This is a genomic window from Shewanella sp. cp20, assembly GCF_000832025.1.
Taxonomy (GTDB): domain Bacteria; phylum Pseudomonadota; class Gammaproteobacteria; order Enterobacterales; family Shewanellaceae; genus Shewanella.
In genome coordinates, this window is the sequence record NZ_JPII01000008.1 from 12,581 (window position 1) to 29,114 (window position 16,534).

14 protein-coding genes and 1 riboswitch are annotated in these 16,534 nt (G+C 57.4%); of the genes, 9 read left to right on the forward strand and 5 right to left on the reverse strand.

What is annotated here, in order from left to right; translation table 11 throughout:
- Nucleotides 1-31 precede the first annotated feature (31 nt).
- Nucleotides 32-248: riboswitch (cobalamin riboswitch) on the forward strand.
- A gap of 99 nt (nt 249-347) precedes the next feature.
- The 3 genes from DB48_RS02095 to DB48_RS02105 all read left to right on the forward strand — a co-directional run bounded on the left by DB48_RS02095 (nt 348) and on the right by DB48_RS02105 (nt 3,995).
- Nucleotides 348-2,306 carry a TonB-dependent receptor gene (locus tag DB48_RS02095; RefSeq protein WP_041508690.1) on the forward strand — a complete coding sequence of 653 codons (1,959 nt, stop codon included), beginning with the start codon at nt 348-350 and terminating at the stop codon, nt 2,304-2,306.
- A 93-nt stretch (nt 2,307-2,399) separates the two neighbouring features.
- Nucleotides 2,400-3,011: an arylesterase gene (locus DB48_RS02100; RefSeq protein WP_041508691.1), complete on the forward strand. Its 612-nt coding sequence runs from the start codon at nt 2,400-2,402 to the stop codon at nt 3,009-3,011.
- 252 nt (nt 3,012-3,263) lie between these two features.
- Nucleotides 3,264-3,995, forward strand: a complete 732-nt coding sequence (locus DB48_RS02105) for an HDOD domain-containing protein (RefSeq protein WP_041508692.1) — start codon at nt 3,264-3,266, stop codon at nt 3,993-3,995.
- A 99-nt stretch (nt 3,996-4,094) separates the two neighbouring features.
- Here DB48_RS02105 and DB48_RS02110 read toward each other — a convergent pair whose 3' ends face one another.
- Both DB48_RS02110 and DB48_RS02115 read right to left on the reverse strand, forming a co-directional pair.
- Nucleotides 4,095-4,361, reverse strand: coding sequence for a hypothetical protein (locus tag DB48_RS02110; RefSeq protein ID WP_041508693.1), 267 nt, complete (start codon nt 4,359-4,361; stop codon nt 4,095-4,097).
- Between the two features lie 80 nt (nt 4,362-4,441).
- Nucleotides 4,442-5,341 (reverse strand): LysR family transcriptional regulator, encoded by a 900-nt coding sequence (locus DB48_RS02115; RefSeq protein WP_041508694.1) that lies wholly within the window; start codon nt 5,339-5,341, stop codon nt 4,442-4,444.
- A gap of 200 nt (nt 5,342-5,541) precedes the next feature.
- On the opposite strand from DB48_RS02115, the gene metE reads away from it, so the two are divergent.
- A complete protein-coding gene (gene metE / locus DB48_RS02120; RefSeq protein ID WP_041508730.1) occupies nt 5,542-7,821 on the forward strand; it encodes a 5-methyltetrahydropteroyltriglutamate--homocysteine S-methyltransferase in 2,280 nt (759 codons plus the stop codon).
- A 99-nt stretch (nt 7,822-7,920) separates the two neighbouring features.
- Here metE and DB48_RS02125 read toward each other — a convergent pair whose 3' ends face one another.
- Nucleotides 7,921-9,435, reverse strand: a complete 1,515-nt coding sequence (locus tag DB48_RS02125; protein WP_041508695.1) for a tetratricopeptide repeat protein — start codon at nt 9,433-9,435, stop codon at nt 7,921-7,923.
- 1 nt (nt 9,436) lies between these two features.
- On the opposite strand from DB48_RS02125, the gene DB48_RS20180 reads away from it, so the two are divergent.
- Nucleotides 9,437-9,577, forward strand: a complete 141-nt coding sequence (locus DB48_RS20180) for a hypothetical protein (protein WP_160290135.1) — start codon at nt 9,437-9,439, stop codon at nt 9,575-9,577.
- Between the two features lie 61 nt (nt 9,578-9,638).
- On the opposite strand, the gene DB48_RS02130 is transcribed toward DB48_RS20180, so the two are convergent.
- Nucleotides 9,639-11,189, reverse strand: coding sequence for a glutamate synthase-related protein (locus tag DB48_RS02130; RefSeq protein ID WP_041508696.1), 1,551 nt, complete (start codon nt 11,187-11,189; stop codon nt 9,639-9,641).
- 227 nt (nt 11,190-11,416) lie between these two features.
- On the opposite strand from DB48_RS02130, the gene DB48_RS02135 reads away from it, so the two are divergent.
- The 3 genes from DB48_RS02135 (at nt 11,417) to DB48_RS02145 (ending at nt 14,061) form a co-directional block, all read left to right on the forward strand.
- The gene (locus tag DB48_RS02135) at nt 11,417-11,995 is read left to right on the forward strand and encodes a gluconate 2-dehydrogenase subunit 3 family protein (RefSeq protein WP_052813621.1); all 579 of its coding nucleotides are present in this window, start codon (nt 11,417-11,419) and stop codon (nt 11,993-11,995) included.
- A 51-nt stretch (nt 11,996-12,046) separates the two neighbouring features.
- Nucleotides 12,047-13,753, forward strand: a complete 1,707-nt coding sequence (locus DB48_RS02140) for a GMC family oxidoreductase (RefSeq protein WP_052813622.1) — start codon at nt 12,047-12,049, stop codon at nt 13,751-13,753.
- 98 nt (nt 13,754-13,851) lie between these two features.
- Nucleotides 13,852-14,061 carry a dodecin gene (locus DB48_RS02145; protein WP_041508698.1) on the forward strand — a complete coding sequence of 70 codons (210 nt, stop codon included), beginning with the start codon at nt 13,852-13,854 and terminating at the stop codon, nt 14,059-14,061.
- Between the two features lie 12 nt (nt 14,062-14,073).
- Here the strand turns inward: DB48_RS02145 and queG are convergent, their stop codons facing one another.
- Nucleotides 14,074-15,237, reverse strand: coding sequence for a tRNA epoxyqueuosine(34) reductase QueG (gene queG, locus DB48_RS02150; protein WP_041508732.1), 1,164 nt, complete (start codon nt 15,235-15,237; stop codon nt 14,074-14,076).
- 442 nt (nt 15,238-15,679) lie between these two features.
- On the opposite strand from queG, the gene DB48_RS02155 reads away from it, so the two are divergent.
- Complete coding sequence (locus DB48_RS02155; protein ID WP_327270040.1) at nt 15,680-16,489, forward strand: substrate-binding periplasmic protein; 810 nt, start codon at nt 15,680-15,682, stop codon at nt 16,487-16,489.
- The last annotated feature ends 45 nt before the right edge of the window (nt 16,490-16,534 follow it).

A 16,534-nucleotide genomic window follows, 5' to 3' on the forward strand; every position in this document is an offset into this window, starting at 1 on the left:
AAGCCGCGGGGCCGAAGGCAGAGCATAACCAAATTTAGTCAACCTTATGTGGTGCCTGTGGCGCGAGACGACACGGGATAATCGGGAAGCCAGTGAGAGTCTGGCACTGCCCCCGCAACGGTGATAGGTGAGAGCTGGGTGCGCCATGCCTTTAACATCATGGCGTTAAAAAAATCTATGCTCGTCGTTTAAACGCATCGTTTGAACTTAGCCTCAGTCCGGAGACCGGCCCTTAAGGTGATTTTGAGATTTCGGCGGGCAGATCTCAAAATGCGACCCAGGCGGTTTGATGGACTGCGCCCAGTCGTGACGACTTGCCCTGTTTCCCTTTTAGGAGTTAAAGGAAAATGGGTACACAACCTAGTAAAATCGCGCTACTGCTTGGCGCCTGTCTGGCCGGGAGCTTCCCAGCCTTAGCGACGACTTCGGGCACCCCAGGGCCTGTGGATGAGACCATCACGGTTATCGGTCGCAGCGAAAACACCCCTATCAACATCGCGGCCAACGTCAATGTGATCGACGCTGCCGCCATCGAGCTTAGTGGCGCCACCAACCTCACCGAGTTGCTGCGGGGACAGAGCGGTATTCAGGTCTCTGACTCTAACTCGGGCGCTGTGTTTGCCATGCGCGGTTTCGGCGCAGGTCAGGCCGCCAACAACACCTTGATCCTTGTCGACGGTCGCCGTCTTAACAATATCGATATTGCCGCGCCGAGCATCAGCGCCATCGGACTCAATCAGGTGGAGCGAGTCGAGATATTGTCTGGCAGCGCCGGTGTGCTCTATGGCGATCAGGCGGTCGGCGGGGTGATCAACATCATCACTAAGGCGCCTAAAGATAACGGCGGCAGCCTGCAGCTTTCAGGCGGTAGCTTCGACACCTTCGAAGCCAAGGCCGACGGTTCGGTAGCGATCAACGACAACTGGCGTCTCTATGGTGCGGCCAATCATCTCAAGAGCGATAACTATCGCGAGCACAACGCCAGCGAGACCAGCTCAGTGCTGGGACGCCTGCAGTATGACGACGTGCAGCAGCAGTTCTTTGCTGAGGTGAGTCATTATGATAACCATCGCGAACTCGCTGCCGCACTCAATGAGGAGCAGATCGAGGAGGATCCGACACAAGCGGGTGATCTCTTTAATGACGCCTACCTGCATGAGATGACTACCGCGGCCCGCACCGGCTATCAGCGTCAGCTGAATGAGGCCTGGTCGCTGGGCGCCGATCTTAACTACAGCGATAGCTTGATCACAGGCCTGAGTACCTGGAATACGACCCGCCGCGATACCCGCTCACTGCTGGAGTTTAAACCTAAGGCAGTTGCCAACATCAAGACGGATAATGGCCCGCTTAAGCTGGTGACCGGCCTGGATTTGAGCCACGGTGAGTCGGTATTTAGCAACGGTCGCAGCAATGTGCAGAAGCTGGCCAGCGCCTATCTGCAGGCAACCGTGCCCCTCACCGAGAGCTTCAGCTATGTGGTGGGTGGTCGTTATGCTGAGGTGACCGATGAGCTGGTGGACGCCAGTGCCTATCCAAATGGGATCGATCTGGATCAGGATGCCCATGCCTTCGAGCTCGGCCTCAACTATCGCCCTAACCAGCATCATCGCTTCTATCTGCGCGCCGACGACAACTTCCGCTTCGCCAAGGTGGATGAGCAGGCCTACACCCCGGCAAGTATTCAGGGGCTCAAGCCGCAGACCGGCCGCAGCTACGAGGCGGGCTGGGATCTGTTGCTCGAGCAAAACACCCTGCGCGTGAGCGCCTATCGTCTGGATCTCGAAGATGAGATCGTCTTCGACCCGAGCGCCGAGACCCCCGTTGGTGGTAGTTTCCCCGGCGCCAACGTGAACGCCGATGCTTCGCGTCGCTATGGTGTGAGCGCCGATTGGGATTGGCAGGTGAGTCAGGATGTTCAGCTCGGCCTCGAGTACAACTATATCGATGCCGAGTTCACCGAAGGGGTTAACGAGGGCAAGGCGCTCTCCTGGGTAGCCAAGAACAGTGGCCGTGGTTATGTCAGCTATGATGTGTACCAGCACCTGCAGCTCTTCGTCGAGGGGGTCTACACGGGCGAGCGCTACATGGAGGGCGATAATGCCAACCAGGGAGACAAGCTCGATGCCTATACCCTGGCAAACATCGCCATCAACTATAGCCGCGATGCCTGGCTGGCCAGCCTGCGAGTCGACAACCTGCTGGACAAGGAATATGTCAGCTCAGGTTACTTCAGCACCTGGGGTAGCGGTTATTACCCTGGCACGGGGCGCGCGCTGCGCCTGACCGCCAGCTACCGCTTCTAGAGCTGTTAAAGTCCTAAGAGCCAGTCATACTTGACTGGCTTTTTTATTGCCCGCTGTTCATCATAGGGCATAGATCATTTAGGAGTCTGTGGGATGAAATTTAAGTGGCTGCTCTTGCCCGTTATATTACTAGCGATCATCACCTTCTGGCCTGCCAGTGGCCCCTCGTTTGCTCCGCTGGCCAGCGATGCCAGGATCCTCGCCTTCGGCGATAGCCTGACCCAAGGCGTGGGGGCCAGCACCGGCATGGATTATCCCAGCCAATTGCAGAGGATGAGCGGGCGAGCGGTGATTAACGCTGGTATCTCGGGGGAGACAAGCTCCCAGGGGCTAACGCGTTTTTCCCGGGTGCTTGATGAGACGGCGCCGGACCTTATCATCTTGCTCGAGGGCGGCAATGATTTTTTGCGCAATAGCAGCGCGGCGCAGGTGAAGGCCAATTTGGCCGCCATGCTCGCTGAGGCGCAGCGGCGAGATATTCCTGTCGTGCTGATCGGCGTTCCCCAGAAGAGCATCTGGCTGGAAACCGCGCCCCTGTACGAGCAGTTGGCTGCGCAATATCAACCGCTATTTATTGAGGATTTTCTGACAGAGCTGCTAAAATTATCAGAGGTAAAATCTGATGCGATTCACCTCAATGATGATGGCTATCGCCGCCTCGCCGAGCACCTTTACCAGCGTCTGCAACAGGCTGGTGCCTTATAGTTTCGATGATGCTGGCAGCGAGTAAATATGCCCCCGGCTTTAGGCCAATCTATGGATGCCACCGCTTGGTTAACTGACGGAATTTTGTCGTTTAATCAGGCCGAAAGGGTTAGCGTGAGTGGCAAGATGAATTTATTTAGGTTAATGTCCGTTTTTACCCCAAATCGACTTGACCCAGACAGTCGTTTTATGGGTAAATTCTCGGATAACAAACGGCGCCGTGCCAATAATAAATCAGGTTAATGACTTCTCATGACAGATCTTGAGCATCAGGTATTCACTCAAGTACGTGCAATTATTGCCAATGAAGAACAGGTTATCGGGCGACGGGGTATTCTGATCCCGTTGAAGAAAGCCATTATTGCCGATGGCGATATTCGCAATGTGATCGACATCGTCTCTTCCGATCCCGCCCTGGCGGCGCACCTGCTATGGCGCAGTAATTCGGCGGCCAATGCCGGTGGCATAGTCTCCTCGAAGAACCGTTCATTGAAAGATGCCCTTGTGCGCCTGGGGCAGGTCAATATCTACCGTTATGCCTTCACCTTCTATCTCAAGGAGCGCCTCGATGAGCTGCCTCAGCCTTATAAGAAGCTGGTGTATGGCTACTGGGCACTTACCGAGAGCATAGCTACAGACGCCGTCGATAGCCTGCATCATATGGAAGGGGTAAACATCAATCCCGATGAGGTACAGACCCTGGCGCTGTTTAGTGTGTTTGGCGAGATCATCGCCCTGACCGCCTTCGCCTATCTGAATGCCGAGTCGGAGCAGTCGTTCCCGCTCTCCATCATCAAGTCATTGATCGATAACCAGAAGCAGACCCTGACGCTGGAAGCCTTCGACTCCTTAGGCCTGGACGAAGAGCTTAGAGAAGAGTTTATGATCGCCCACAACCTGCGTCAGACCCGTAACCCAGACTCTCCGGGCTTAGTGCTGCGCCGGGTGCTTTCCATGCGCAATCAACTGCTCAACCCGCTCTAGGGCCTTCGACCAGATAAAAGAAAACCTGCCAAGTGCAGGTTTTTTTGTGTCTTATTTCTTATGAACTGGGGGTGAGAGAAGAGGCTAGGGTGCAGTGGCTCAAGGCTTGTGAGCAGAGCGGCCGTCAATGTCGGGAGTCGCTACCAGGCGACCTAAGAATTGACTGAGGCCGTGGGTTCGACGGATATATTCGGCCCAGATGGCTCCGAAAAGTGCACCAAGCATGAGGCCTATTAATGGAACGTTTAGGCTGGTCTGGCTTTGTTGCGAGGCTAACAGGCCACCCATAAGCAGACCCAACAAGGCGGGGGATAAGACGATACTAAACCACAGACAGATCTGAACAAAAAGTGCCACAATTTTCATACTAATCCTTTAGCGTTTCTCCAGTTTTATCCCAGTCTATCTCTATGCCATCATCTTGTATACTCGGCTTGCTGTTTGGCCTAATGCCCCTGGCGTTCCAGTCCCTCTGAGGTCACCAGATTGAGCCATTGCTGGGCGAGGCGAGCACTGCTGCCATTGCTGCGATAGGCGCCAAACAGGGGGCGCTTGAGTCCTTCTGGCCCAAGTTTTACCGCCTTAAGCGACAGGCCGTGTGCCTCGTTGATCGACCAGTTAGGCAGGGCGGCAACCCCATCCTTACAGGCGATGCGTTGCAGCAACATGGCGGTGAGATCGCAGCGGATCTGCTTGGCTACAGGCACCCCGGCAGGCTCCAAGAAGTGGCGGTAGATATCCAGTCTGTCCAGCGGCACAGGGTAGGTGAGCAGTGTCTGTTCGCTTAGCTGCGCGGCCGTGACATAGGGGAGTTCGGCCAGCGGATGGTCTGCCGCGACCAATAGCTTGACCTCGAAATCGAATAGATGCTGATAAGCGATATCATGATCCGGAATAGGGTCTGAGGTGAGCACCACGTCCAGCTGTCCCTGCTTGAGTGCGGTCAGCGAATCGAACAGATGACGGCTCGACAGCTCCAGATTGGTGTGGGGAAAGCTGGCATTAAACTGCTCGATCACCGGCATCAGCCAGCGAAAGCAGCTGTGACACTCTATGCCGACAAAGAGATCTTTCACCTCGCCGCTCAGGCCATTCTTGAGATCGATTTCCGTCTCTATCACCTTAGGCAAGATCTCTTCGGCGAGATTGAGCAGACGGGCGCCCTCCAGGGTAAAGGAGAGGGGTTTACTCTTACGCACGAAAATCGCCGAGTTGATGCGGGTCTCCAGTTCCTTGATTTGGTGGGATAAGGCCGACTGGGTGACAAAGCGCTTCTTGGCTGCGCCCGCGAGACTGCCGCTCTCTTTCAGGGCGACCAATGTACGTAAATGCCTAAGCTCTATCATTTTTACCTCACATGAATTTGGCTCATGTTGCTCGTGAAATCAATTCGATTGCGAGACAACAGATTAGCACAATAAACTTCTAGACGTCCAGACGCCTATTTTGGTTTGTTGTGCAATTTCAGTTCTCAAACCTGGATTGCGATGACAGCGAAGGGCGCTAACCATGAATTTCGCTCATATTAATGCAAAAGGTATACAATATGCAAACTCTAGATATTGCTTCATTAGGCTTTCCACGAATCGGTCGCCAACGGGAACTCAAATTTGCCCTGGAAAAGTATTGGCGCGGCGAGATTGACCAGGCTCAGCTACAATCGGTTGCCAGCGAGCTGCGTCAAACCCACTGGCAGTGGCAGCAGGCGGCGGGCGTGAAGCAACTGCCGGTGGGGGACTTTGCCTTCTACGATCAGGTGCTCACCCTTAGCGCCACCATAGACGCCATCCCCGAGCGTCATCGCAGCGGCGAGCAGGTGGACCTAGATACCCTGTTTCGTGTGGCTCGCGGTCGAGCGCCCACTGGAGAGGCCTGCCGCGCCGCTCAGATGAAGAAATACTTCAATACCAACTACCACTACATAGTGCCGGAGCTCAGGGCAGGGCAACGCTTCGTTATCGCCTACGAGCAGCTGTTCGACGAGGTGGAACAGGCCAAATCCCTGGGTCATCAGCCTAAGCCTATCCTGCTGGGCCCGCTTAGCTACCTTTATCTGGCCAAATGTGAGGGCGAATCTTTCGATAAGTTGAGCCTGCTTCCCCAGCTGCTCGAGGCGTACCGGACGATACTCGCGCGCTTTGCCAGCCAGGGCGTGACCTGGGTACAGCTCGATGAGCCGATACTGGCGCTGGAGCTTGCAAAGGAGTGGCAGGCGGCCTTCGCCCCAGCCTACGCAGAACTCAGTGGTCAGGGGCTTAAATTGCTGCTGGCCAGCTACTATGGCTCTGTGGCCCATCATCATGGTGTGATCAGCGATCTTGAGGTTGACGGTTTGCACCTGGATCTGGTGAGCGATGCCCAGCAGCTTAAGCAGTTTGCCGCCAGCCTAAAGCCTGCCCAGGTGCTTAGCCTGGGGGTGATCAATGGCCGCAACGTATGGGCGGCGGATCTGGATCTGCTGGCTGAGCGGCTGCGTGGCGTCGTGGCGGATCTTGGCGAACGTGTCTGGCTGGCACCCTCTTGTTCGCTCTTGCATGTGCCCGTGGATCTGGCGAGCGAGACAGAGCTGGCAGCGGATCTGGTCAATCAACTGAGTTTTGCCAGGCAGAAGCTCGATGAGTTAGCGCAGCTGCGTATATTGCTGCTTACTCCACAGAGCGATGAGGCGCAAAGCATTGTGGCGCGTTGTGAGGCCAGGCGCGAGGCTCGTGAGCGTGCGGCGAATCCTGAGGTGCAGGCGAGGCTCAAGGGGTTAACGCCTGCCGATTTCACCCGTGGTAGCGGCTTTGGTGAGCGCCGCCTCAAGCAGCAGGCTCGTTTTCGTTTGCCGCTGCTGCCTACCACCACCATTGGATCCTTCCCCCAGACACCGGCCATTCGCGGTCTGCGTAGTCGCTGGCGTAAGGGGGATCTGACCGAGCAGGCCTATGTGGCCCAGCTCGAGGCGGTGACCCGCGACAGCATCAGCCGTCAGCTCAAGCTGGGCATAGATGTTCTGGTCCACGGTGAGGCCGAGCGCAACGACATGGTGGAATACTTCGGCGAGCAGCTCGATGGCGTGGGCTTTACCCAGTTTGCCTGGGTGCAGAGCTATGGTTCGCGCTGCGTCAAGCCGCCGCTCATCTATGGTGATGTGTCGCGCCGTCAGCCGATGACACTCTCCTGGGCCAGCTTCGCCCAGAGCCTGACCGACAGGCCGGTGAAGGGCATGCTGACCGGCCCTGTGACCATCTTGCATTGGTCTTTCGCTCGGGAAGATATCGGCCGTGAACAGATAGCCAATCAGCTAGCCTTAGCTATTCGCGACGAAGTGGCCGACTTGCAGGCGGCGGGGATAGGGATCATTCAGATAGATGAGCCGGCGTTTCGAGAGGGGCTGCCGCTCAAGGCCAGCGAGTGGCAGCACTATCTCGACTGGGCGGTGGCCGCCTTTAAGCTCAGCGCCGCGGGCGCAGAGGATGAGACCCAGATCCATACCCACATGTGTTACAGCGAGTTCAATGCCACCATAGACGCCATCGCCGCCATGGACGCGGATGTGATCACCATAGAGACCTCGCGCTCGCATATGGAGCTGCTCAATGCCTTCGAGGACTTCGAGTATCCCAACGAGATAGGCCCAGGAGTATATGACATCCATAGTCCTAATCTTCCAACGGTTGAGGAGATGGTGACGCTTATCGAGAAGGCGGCGACTAAGATCCCCGTGGGCCAGCTCTGGGTAAATCCCGACTGTGGTCTCAAGACCCGTACCTGGGATGAGGTGGAGCCGGCGCTGGCTAACATGGTGAAGGCGACCAAGGAGCTGAGGCGACGCCTGGGCTAGGCCGAGTCTCTAACACGCAGCGGGCGAGCCCAAGACGGATCGCCCGTTACGCTTTTTATTTACGCTTTTATGACCTGGCTCATCTGCACCGTTAGCTAATCAGTTGGCGGCGAGTGTCGCTTGTCTCTCGGCGAAGCGCTGTGCAAACAGCGCCTCTTCAGCCTCGCTAAAGCCTTGTTTGAGCCTGGTTAAACTGACCTCCAGCTCGCCAGTGGGGAGATAGTAAAACTGATCCGTTAGGGCCAGCTGGGCCCAGATGGCGGCGTCTACCTTCTGCCCCGTCTCTACACAGGCCTGATGCAGGGGCTCTAGTGCCAGGTTCTCGCCGGCGAGCGCGGCGCGCTCAAGGTAAGCGATGGCCTCTCTGGGATGGCGTCGTCCCCTGTCATCTTCATGGAACAGTCGCAGCCCATGGGTAAGATCTATGCTGGCCAGTTGTTCCTGGCTCAGCGGATGCTCGGTCAAAAACTGCCGATACAGGCTCTCGGCCTGCTCCAGCTCATAGCTTCCCATCTTGGCACTTAATTCGTCGACCCGCGTCAGGTGATAGGGGGCGGGATCTGTGGCGGCCAAGCGGTAGTAGCTCAGCGCCGTGGGCAGATGACGGCGGGTGCCTAATCCATCTTCATGGGCCTTGCCCAGGAGGAAGAGGGCATCTGTCCACCACTGCTCGGCCAGCGGCGTGAGCAGGGCGATCGCCTCGCGGTGGCTGTCGCTATCGCGTTTATGTTTGAGCAGTAACTCGCCCAGGCGATAGGCGGCGCTGTGATTCTCCATGGCGAGGGCTTGTCTTAGGCACTCCTCTGCCTTGGGGATATCCTGAGGCAGGGCCGTGCCTTCCTGATAGAGGTGTGCCAGCTCGATGAGGGCAAAGTCGTTTTCCTCGGCCACCTCGCGCATCAGGCGCTCTGCCTCGCGGGGCTCGGCCGGGCCGCCTTCTCCCGCTAGCAGCATCTGCGCCAGCTGGCTCTTGGCTAAGGGGTCGCTTTCGGTAATGGCCTCCAGCAGGGCTCTTGCCCTGATGGGATCGGGCTCGCCGTGGTGAGGGGCCAGTAGCAGGTTGGCCAGATGGTACTGCGCCTGCGTGTCGCCCGCCTCGGCGGCGAGGCCGAGATAGTGCAGCGCCTTGGTGCCGTCGGGGTCCAGCAGCGGGCTTTCCTGATAGAGCCTGCCGAGCTCGGCCTGCTGCTTGCTATTGCCCTGATCGGCACCTGGCTTCAACATCTCTTCGAGCTGCCGCTTGCCAGCTTCCTGGGTGGGATGGACCTTAAATTTGAGCATCTGGCGTTGAAGCTCGGCAATCTGCTCATCAAGCCTGGCTGCCTGTTGAAACCAGTGATCGGCCTTAGCCAGATCAAACAGATGGGTGCCTTCCAGGCTGTAGAGTTCACCGAGAAACTGCGCCGCATGGGCCATGCCCATGTCGGCCGCTCGCTCAAGATAGTCGATGGCCTGGGCATCTTTGCCTCGGTTCAAGAGTTGGCTGGCCTGAGACAACACCTCGTCAGGGCCGCCGCTAATCGCTAGAGGTTGTTTATTGCGCCAGTTAAGGTAGACCAGCAGCAGGGTGATGAAGAGTAGGGCTAAGATTACCGATAAAATAACGACTTGCATTGTGGTCCTTCACATTGTCTATGGCAGCAATGAGGCGAGTGCTGATGTTGGGCGATGGATTCGTCCCGAGATCCTCGGCGGCAAGTTTGCACCGGTTTATCTTATTAAACAAGCCATTAGCCTGTTTATTTTTATCGCCTAACCTAAGGCTTCCCCCTTAAGCCTACGTGCCTTAGATTAGGCTAGATGATGCTCGCTAACGCCTAGATAGGCGTCACCCCGGCGTAGGGGATGCCCGACAGCCTGGCCATCTCGCTGTGCCAGGTGGCGAGATCGTCCAGGTTGAAATCTTGCAGGCTGTGATGGCCGCAGGCCCTGGCCATCACCTGCATCAGTTCGGTGGAGGCCTGAAGAAAGTTGGCCAGCTGCTGCGCCGATTTATCTATGTTTAGGCGCTGACGCAGGTCGGCATTTTGGGTGGCAATGCCGGCGGGGCAGTTGTTGGTGTTACAGATGCGGGCGGCCACGCAGCCGATCGCCTGCATGGCGCTGTTGGCCAGGGCCACGCCGTCGGCGCCAAGGGCCATCGCCTTGACAAAGTCCATGGGCAGCCTGAGACCGCCAGTGATGATCAGGGTAACCCTGCCGCTGGCGCCCTGCTGGTCGAGGTAGCGCCGGGCGCGGGCCAGGGCTGGAATGGTGGGCACGCTGATGTGATCGCGAAAGATCTGCGGCGCCGCGCCCGTGCCGCCACCTCGGCCGTCGAGTATGATGTAGTCCGCGCTGGCATCCAGTGCAAACTGGATCTCCCGTTCGATATGGTTAGCACTGAGCTTAAAGCCGATAGGCACGCCGCCGCTGAGTTCTCGCACCCTGTCGGCGAAGCGTTTGAAGTCGGCCACCGAGTTGAGGTCCCTGAAACGCGGTGGTGAGATGGCATCTTGCCCTGCAGGAATGCCTCTTATCTGGGCGATCTTGCCCTGGTTCTTGCTACCGGGCAGATGACCGCCTGTGCCTGTCTTGGCGCCCTGGCCCCCCTTGAAATGGAACGCCTGTATCTTGGCCATCAAGGCCTCCTGGTAGCCAAACTGGGCGCTGGCCAGTTCGTAGAAGTAGCGGGAGTTGGCCGCTTGCTCCTCGGGCAACATGCCGCCCTCACCCGAGCAGATCCCTGTGCCCGCCAGCTCGGCCCCCTTGGCCAGGGCGGTCTTGGCCTCTTCCGATAGCGCGCCGAAGCTCATGTCCGACACCAGCAGGGGGATCTTGAGCCTCAGCGGCTTGCGCGCCTCTGGGCCTATGATCAGCTCTGTGTCGACGGCCTCCTCTTCAAACAGAGGCTTGCTGGCTATCTGGGCCGTCATGATCTGAATCTCGTCCCAGCTGGGCAGCTGATACCTGGGGACACCCATGGCGACCATGGGGCCGTGATGGCCGAGAGTCTTCAGGCCTTCCCTGGCCAGCTGATGGATCAGTTCGACGCCGGGCTCCTCCTGAGTGGCGACCGCCTTGGGCGGCTTGCCGACATCGATGCCTAAGGCCTCGCGTCCAGGCCCCTCCTGGCCCACCTGCTCGGCGGTGAAGTTTTTATGGGTGCCGTCGCAGTAGGGGGCGTTGCCCGTGTGTTTGCAGGCGCACAGGTAGGCCTCGCCATCTTTCTCGGCGGTGAAGGCCTTGGGGCTAAACCCTGTTCCCTTATGGGAACCATCGCAGAAGGGCTGGTTATTGGAGCGGCCGCAGACACAGAAATAGTATTCCTTGCCTTTGGTGAGCTCGACTTTCTTGGGCTTGTTATCGGCGATGATAGGGTTAACCATGGAATCTCCTTAGGGGTTGCGCATTGGCCGTTGCCTTTAGTCTAGGCGCATTTTCGCCGGGTCGCCGCCTGGTGATTCAATGGCTTTGTGCGCTGGGTGTTGACCCGGGGCGGTGAAAAATTCACACTCAGTTGAATCGATTTAGCGATATTTTCGGTCTGTGTACCGACTGAGGCGAGATCAGCTCGCAGGCTTTGGGAGGTAAGGTGACAAGGCGAGGGAATAAGATGGCTACAGAGTATGCCTTTGAAAGCGGCTTGACCCGGCGGGCGTTTCTGGCTGCAAGCGGCGCCGCGGCGATGCTGTTGGCGGCTAAACCCCAGTTGAGCTGGGCCGAAAACGAATTTTCCATCACGACAAGGCCGCAAGGTTTTGATGTGATCAACCGCGCCATCATTGAGGCGGTGCAGCTACATTTGTTTCCCGATGATGGCGATGGCCCCTCGGCCAAGGATCTCAATGCCTATCGCTATCTCTTGTGGGCCATTGAAGATCCTGATAATCGCATCGATGAGGACAGGCAGTTTATCTTGCAGGGGGCGGCCTGGTTGGAGGATTGGGCCGATACCCAAAGGGGACGTAGTTTTCTGGTGTTGAGCTGGGATGAGCAAGACGCGCTGCTAAAAGAGATCGCTAAGAGCCGCGCCGGTGAGAACTGGCTCTCCCTGCTGCTCTATTACCTGATTGAGGCGCTGACGCTGGATCCCCTCTATGGCGGCAATCCAGACGAGATAGGTTGGCGCTGGCTCGAGCACCAGCCGGGATTTCCTCGGCCTATAGCGGGTAAGAGTTACCTCGATTTTTAATCTGGGATGACAGGCCACTTTTTAGCAGATTTTTATTAGGACACTTTGCAGATGACAGCTGCTGGATTAGCACCCAAGGGGGAGACGCCCCATCAATTCGAGGTTTGTATCGTGGGCAGCGGCGCGGGCGCCGGCCCCATCGCCTATGAGTTGGCCAGAGCCGGGATCGACGTGGTCGTGCTGGAAAAGGGCGATTGGTATACCGAGCAGGATTTCGTGAAAGATGAGGAATTGCCCCGCCACAGGGTGTTTCGCTCTCAGTTTGACGAGGAGCGTCACGTGCTCGAGCTACCCGATGGCGAGGGGGGCTGGCGCCGGGAGACCACGGCGCAGTTTTGGGGCGGCAATGTCGTCGGCGGCGCCTCTAACTTTATGAGCGGCTATTTCCATCGTCTCAAGCCAACGGATTTTCGTCTCGCCTCAACCTATGGGGTGATCCCCGGCAGCAACACGGTCGACTGGCCCATCAGCTATGAGGAGCTGGAGCCGTATTACACTAAGGTGGAGCAGCTTGTCGGCGTCAGCGGCCGGGTGGTGCAACATCCCAACTTAGAACCTAGGTCGACCCCGGACTTCCCCTTTGCGCCTACCGTCGAGCACCCTATCGCGGCGCGTTTCGATAATGCCTGCGAGGCGCTTAAGCTTAATCCGCTGCCGATGGCGCGGGCCATATTGTCTCGCCCCTTCAACGGGCGGATGAGCTGCGAGTATTCCGGCTATTGCGGCAGCTATGGCTGCCATTCAGGTGCCAAGGGCAGCTCCCGGGCGGCGCTGCTGAATCATGCGGTGGCCAGCGGCCATTGCCGCATCATCCCACGAGCCAAGGTGTATCGACTCAATACCGATAGCAAGGGACGGGTGAGTTCTGCCGACTATTTCGATGCCAAGGGCGACAGTCGGCGGATCCAGGCCAAGGTTTTCGTGGTTGCCTGCTACGCCATCGAGAGTGCGCGCCTGCTGCTGGCGAGCACTGGTGAGAAACACCCTAAGGGGATAGGCAACCGCCATGGCCAGGTTGGCAAGAACCTGCACTGCTGCGCCGGCGGGACCGGCCATGGGGTGTTTAAGCTGGATAAACTATCAGCCGAGACCGCCAGAGGCCTCAAGCTGCGCGGCCCCTTCTTTAATCGCGCCCTGCAAGACTGGTATGTGATTGATGATAAGGCCGCGTTCGATAAGCCCGTAAAGGGCGGCACCTTAGACTTCGTGTTCGACCCGCCATCGCCCACCAGTGAGGCGAATGCGCTCAAGTGGCAGGAGGGCAATCTGCTCTGGGGCACGCCGCTCAAGCAGAAGCTTAAGGCGCACTTTACCCAGTCGCGGGACTTTAAGTTTGAGGTCTTCTGCGACTGGCTCACCCATGATGAGTGTTTTGTCAGCCTGGATGATGAGGATAAGGATAAATGGGGCCAGCCAGTGGCCAAGGTGCGCGCCGGTTTTCATCCCCACGATCTTAAGGTCGCCCAGTATCTGGTCGATCGCGGCGTGGAGGTGATGCAGGCCATGGGCGCCGACGAGGTCTGGGGCAATGTGTTTAGCGACCCCACGGCCAACCTAGTGGCGGGGGGATGCCGCTTCGGTGTCGATCCGCGCACATCTGTGCTTGATCCCGATTGCCGGGTACACGATTGCGATAATCTGTATGTGACCGACGGCGCCTTCATGCCAAATGGCGGGAGCGTTACCCCGACCTTTACCATTTATGCCAACGCCTTTCGGGTGGCCGACAAGCTGCTAGGGCGCTTAAAGCAGGCTTAGCTGTGGCGATTCAGTAAGGATTTTGCGCCTGGGTACACAGGGGGCGCAAAGCTTTTCTATACTCAAGGGGATAGCCAGTTTGCAACAGGAGATCCACTATGAGTCATACCTACAAGATCATCGAACTCGTTGGTTCCTCACCCATAAGTTCGGACGAGGCGATTAAGAATGCCATCGAATCGGCCAGTCAGTCGCTGCATCATCTCAGGTGGTTTCAGGTGGTCGAGACCCGGGGGCACTTAGAGGCCGGCTTGATTGCCCACTGGCAGGTGACGATTAAGGTGGGCTTCACCTTAGACTCTGATTGATGATGCAAGGGGTCAGGCGTCCCGGGGCAGCCCCTTTTCGACGGTGCGGATCACCCTCTGGGTCTTACGATTGATTTGAACTTCACCAGACTGCTGGCGCGCCAGCGCCCAGTCGATATGCTCGCGTACCATGTCGTCGACCTCTTCGCTGTCCCGGCGAGCCTCGAGGGCGGCGATTATCTCCTCTGATGCCGGGGCATTACCCAGGGCAATCGCTATGTTGCGCAGCCAACGCTTATGGCCGATACGGCGAATGGCGCTGCCTTCGGTAAACTTGAGAAACTCCGCCTCGCTCCAGGCAAAGAGGGTCAATAGAGCTGGGCGTTTGAGTGGATCCCGGGTATGAAAATCGCTTTCCTGGGTCAAGGGCGCCTCACCATTGACCGGACACACCAGCTGACAGTCGTCACAGCCATAGATGCGGTTGCCTATCAAGGGCCTGAATTCCTCGGGAATTGCCCCCTGCAGTTCTATGGTGAGATAGGAGATGCAGCGCCTGCCATCCACCACATAGGGCTCGACGATGGCGTTGGTGGGGCAAGACTTGATGCAGGCCACACAGGTGTTGCAATCGGCTTTGACCGGAATATCCACAGGTAGCGGGAGATCGATAAGCAGCTCCCCCAGGAAGAACCAGCTCCCCGCCTCATGATTGAGTAGCAGGCTGTGTTTGCCCGTCCAGCCGAGCCCAGCCTTGTCGGCCAGCGGGCGCTCTAAGATTGGCGCTGAATCCACGAAGGGGCGGTAATTGGGGCGCGCTAACCCTAAGTCATCCAGCTCGGCCTCAATCTGCTGCCCCAGCTTCTTTAGCCGGTTGCGGATCATCTTGTGGTAGTCACGGCCCCCCGCGTAGCGCGAGATATAAGCCAGATTGGGGTCTTTAAGGTGGGTGGCAAAGCCGGCCTCTGGCGGCAGGTAGTCCATGCGCGCACTGATGACCCGCACCGTGCCCGGATGCAGCTCATGAGGGCGGGCGCGCATCATGCCATGACTCTCCATATAACCCATCTCGCCGTGGTAGCCCTTATCGAGCCAGGCCTGTAGCTTGGGCTCTTCGGCGCTGAGATCGGTATCGCAGATGCCGATTTGCGCAAAGCCTAATGCCTTACCCCAGGTTTTGATCTTAAGGGCGAGCTGCTGTAATGCTTGGGGCGTCAGGGGGCTGTGGTGAGACATACTTTGGACCAAGAGTGGTGAGGTCAGGATAACTGTGGCGCCATGATAACAGTTTTGCTTTGCGTGAGAAAATTTAACACGGCTGCTTAAGGCGATGACTAATGCCAGTGGTTAAGGCCATGACTAATACCAGTGATTAATCTAGTGGTTAGGGTTTTGCTTAAAAGAATAGCGAGGGCCTGGTCTTGCCTCTAATGGCGCCTATTGCAATTTGGCTGGGCGCTATTTAAGTTGGGAAGAAGAGTCGAGAAAAGGGCTCGGCAGCATAGGCACAAATTTAGGCGCTAAATATAGTTGCTAAATTTAGGCACCAACTATAGGCACCAACTATAGGCGCTGAATATGGGGGCTAAATATAGGCATTAGTATAGGCATAGGGAAAGCCTGCTCATCTTAGACGATAATCAATAACAGGTGTTGGCCTAACTTGCGGGAGAGCAATTTGATCTGGTGTAGCGCGTGGCGCATCTTGCTGATTGGTTTATCGCTGATCTATTTATCACTGCTTGGTCTATCCCGTCCGGTTGGGGCGGCGCCCCTGCGTATGTTGACCGAAGAGTGGGCGCCCATGAGCTATCAGGAACAGGGGCTTCCCATGGGCTATGGTGTCAGCCTGGTGCGGCGCCTCGCCAGTGAACTGGGCGAGGAGGCCAATATCGAGGTATTGCCCTGGGCGAGGGCTTTTGCCATTGCAGAGGGGCAGGCCAATGTGCTCTTGTTTGCCACCTCTCGCAACGAGCAGCGCAGCAGGAATTTCGATTTCGTCGGTCCAATTGCTACCACCAGTATCTCTATCTATGCCAAGGCCGATGACAGGGTCACGCCCACATCGGTAGCCGAGCTGGATGCCCTGGGTAGCGTCGGCGTCTATCGTGGCTCTCTGGGGGAGTCTATCCTGATGCGTCAAGGGGTAGAGCACCTGACGGTGGCCAGCTTTCCCCAGCAGTCGGCGCGTCAGCTACAGCACGACAGGATCCGTTTCTGGTGTCAGGCCGATCTGGCGGTGGCGCGGCTGCTGGCCGAGGTGAATATGGGGCTGGATGAGGTGCATCCCGTGTTGGAGCTGGCGCAGATAGATCTCTATCTGGCTTTCTCTAAGGGAACTGACCCAGAGCGGGTGCTTCGCTGGCATGATGCGCTGGCTAAGCTGCAGGCCTCAGGCGAGATGGCGCGCCTCTATCACGAATGGTTTCCCAAACTCACTCCACCCCATCGTATCGAGCTGCTTAAACACGGTGACCTAAGTTTGTAGGTCGCTGGTTTGTCGCGGTTAGCTAACCGCGACTATGGGTTGACT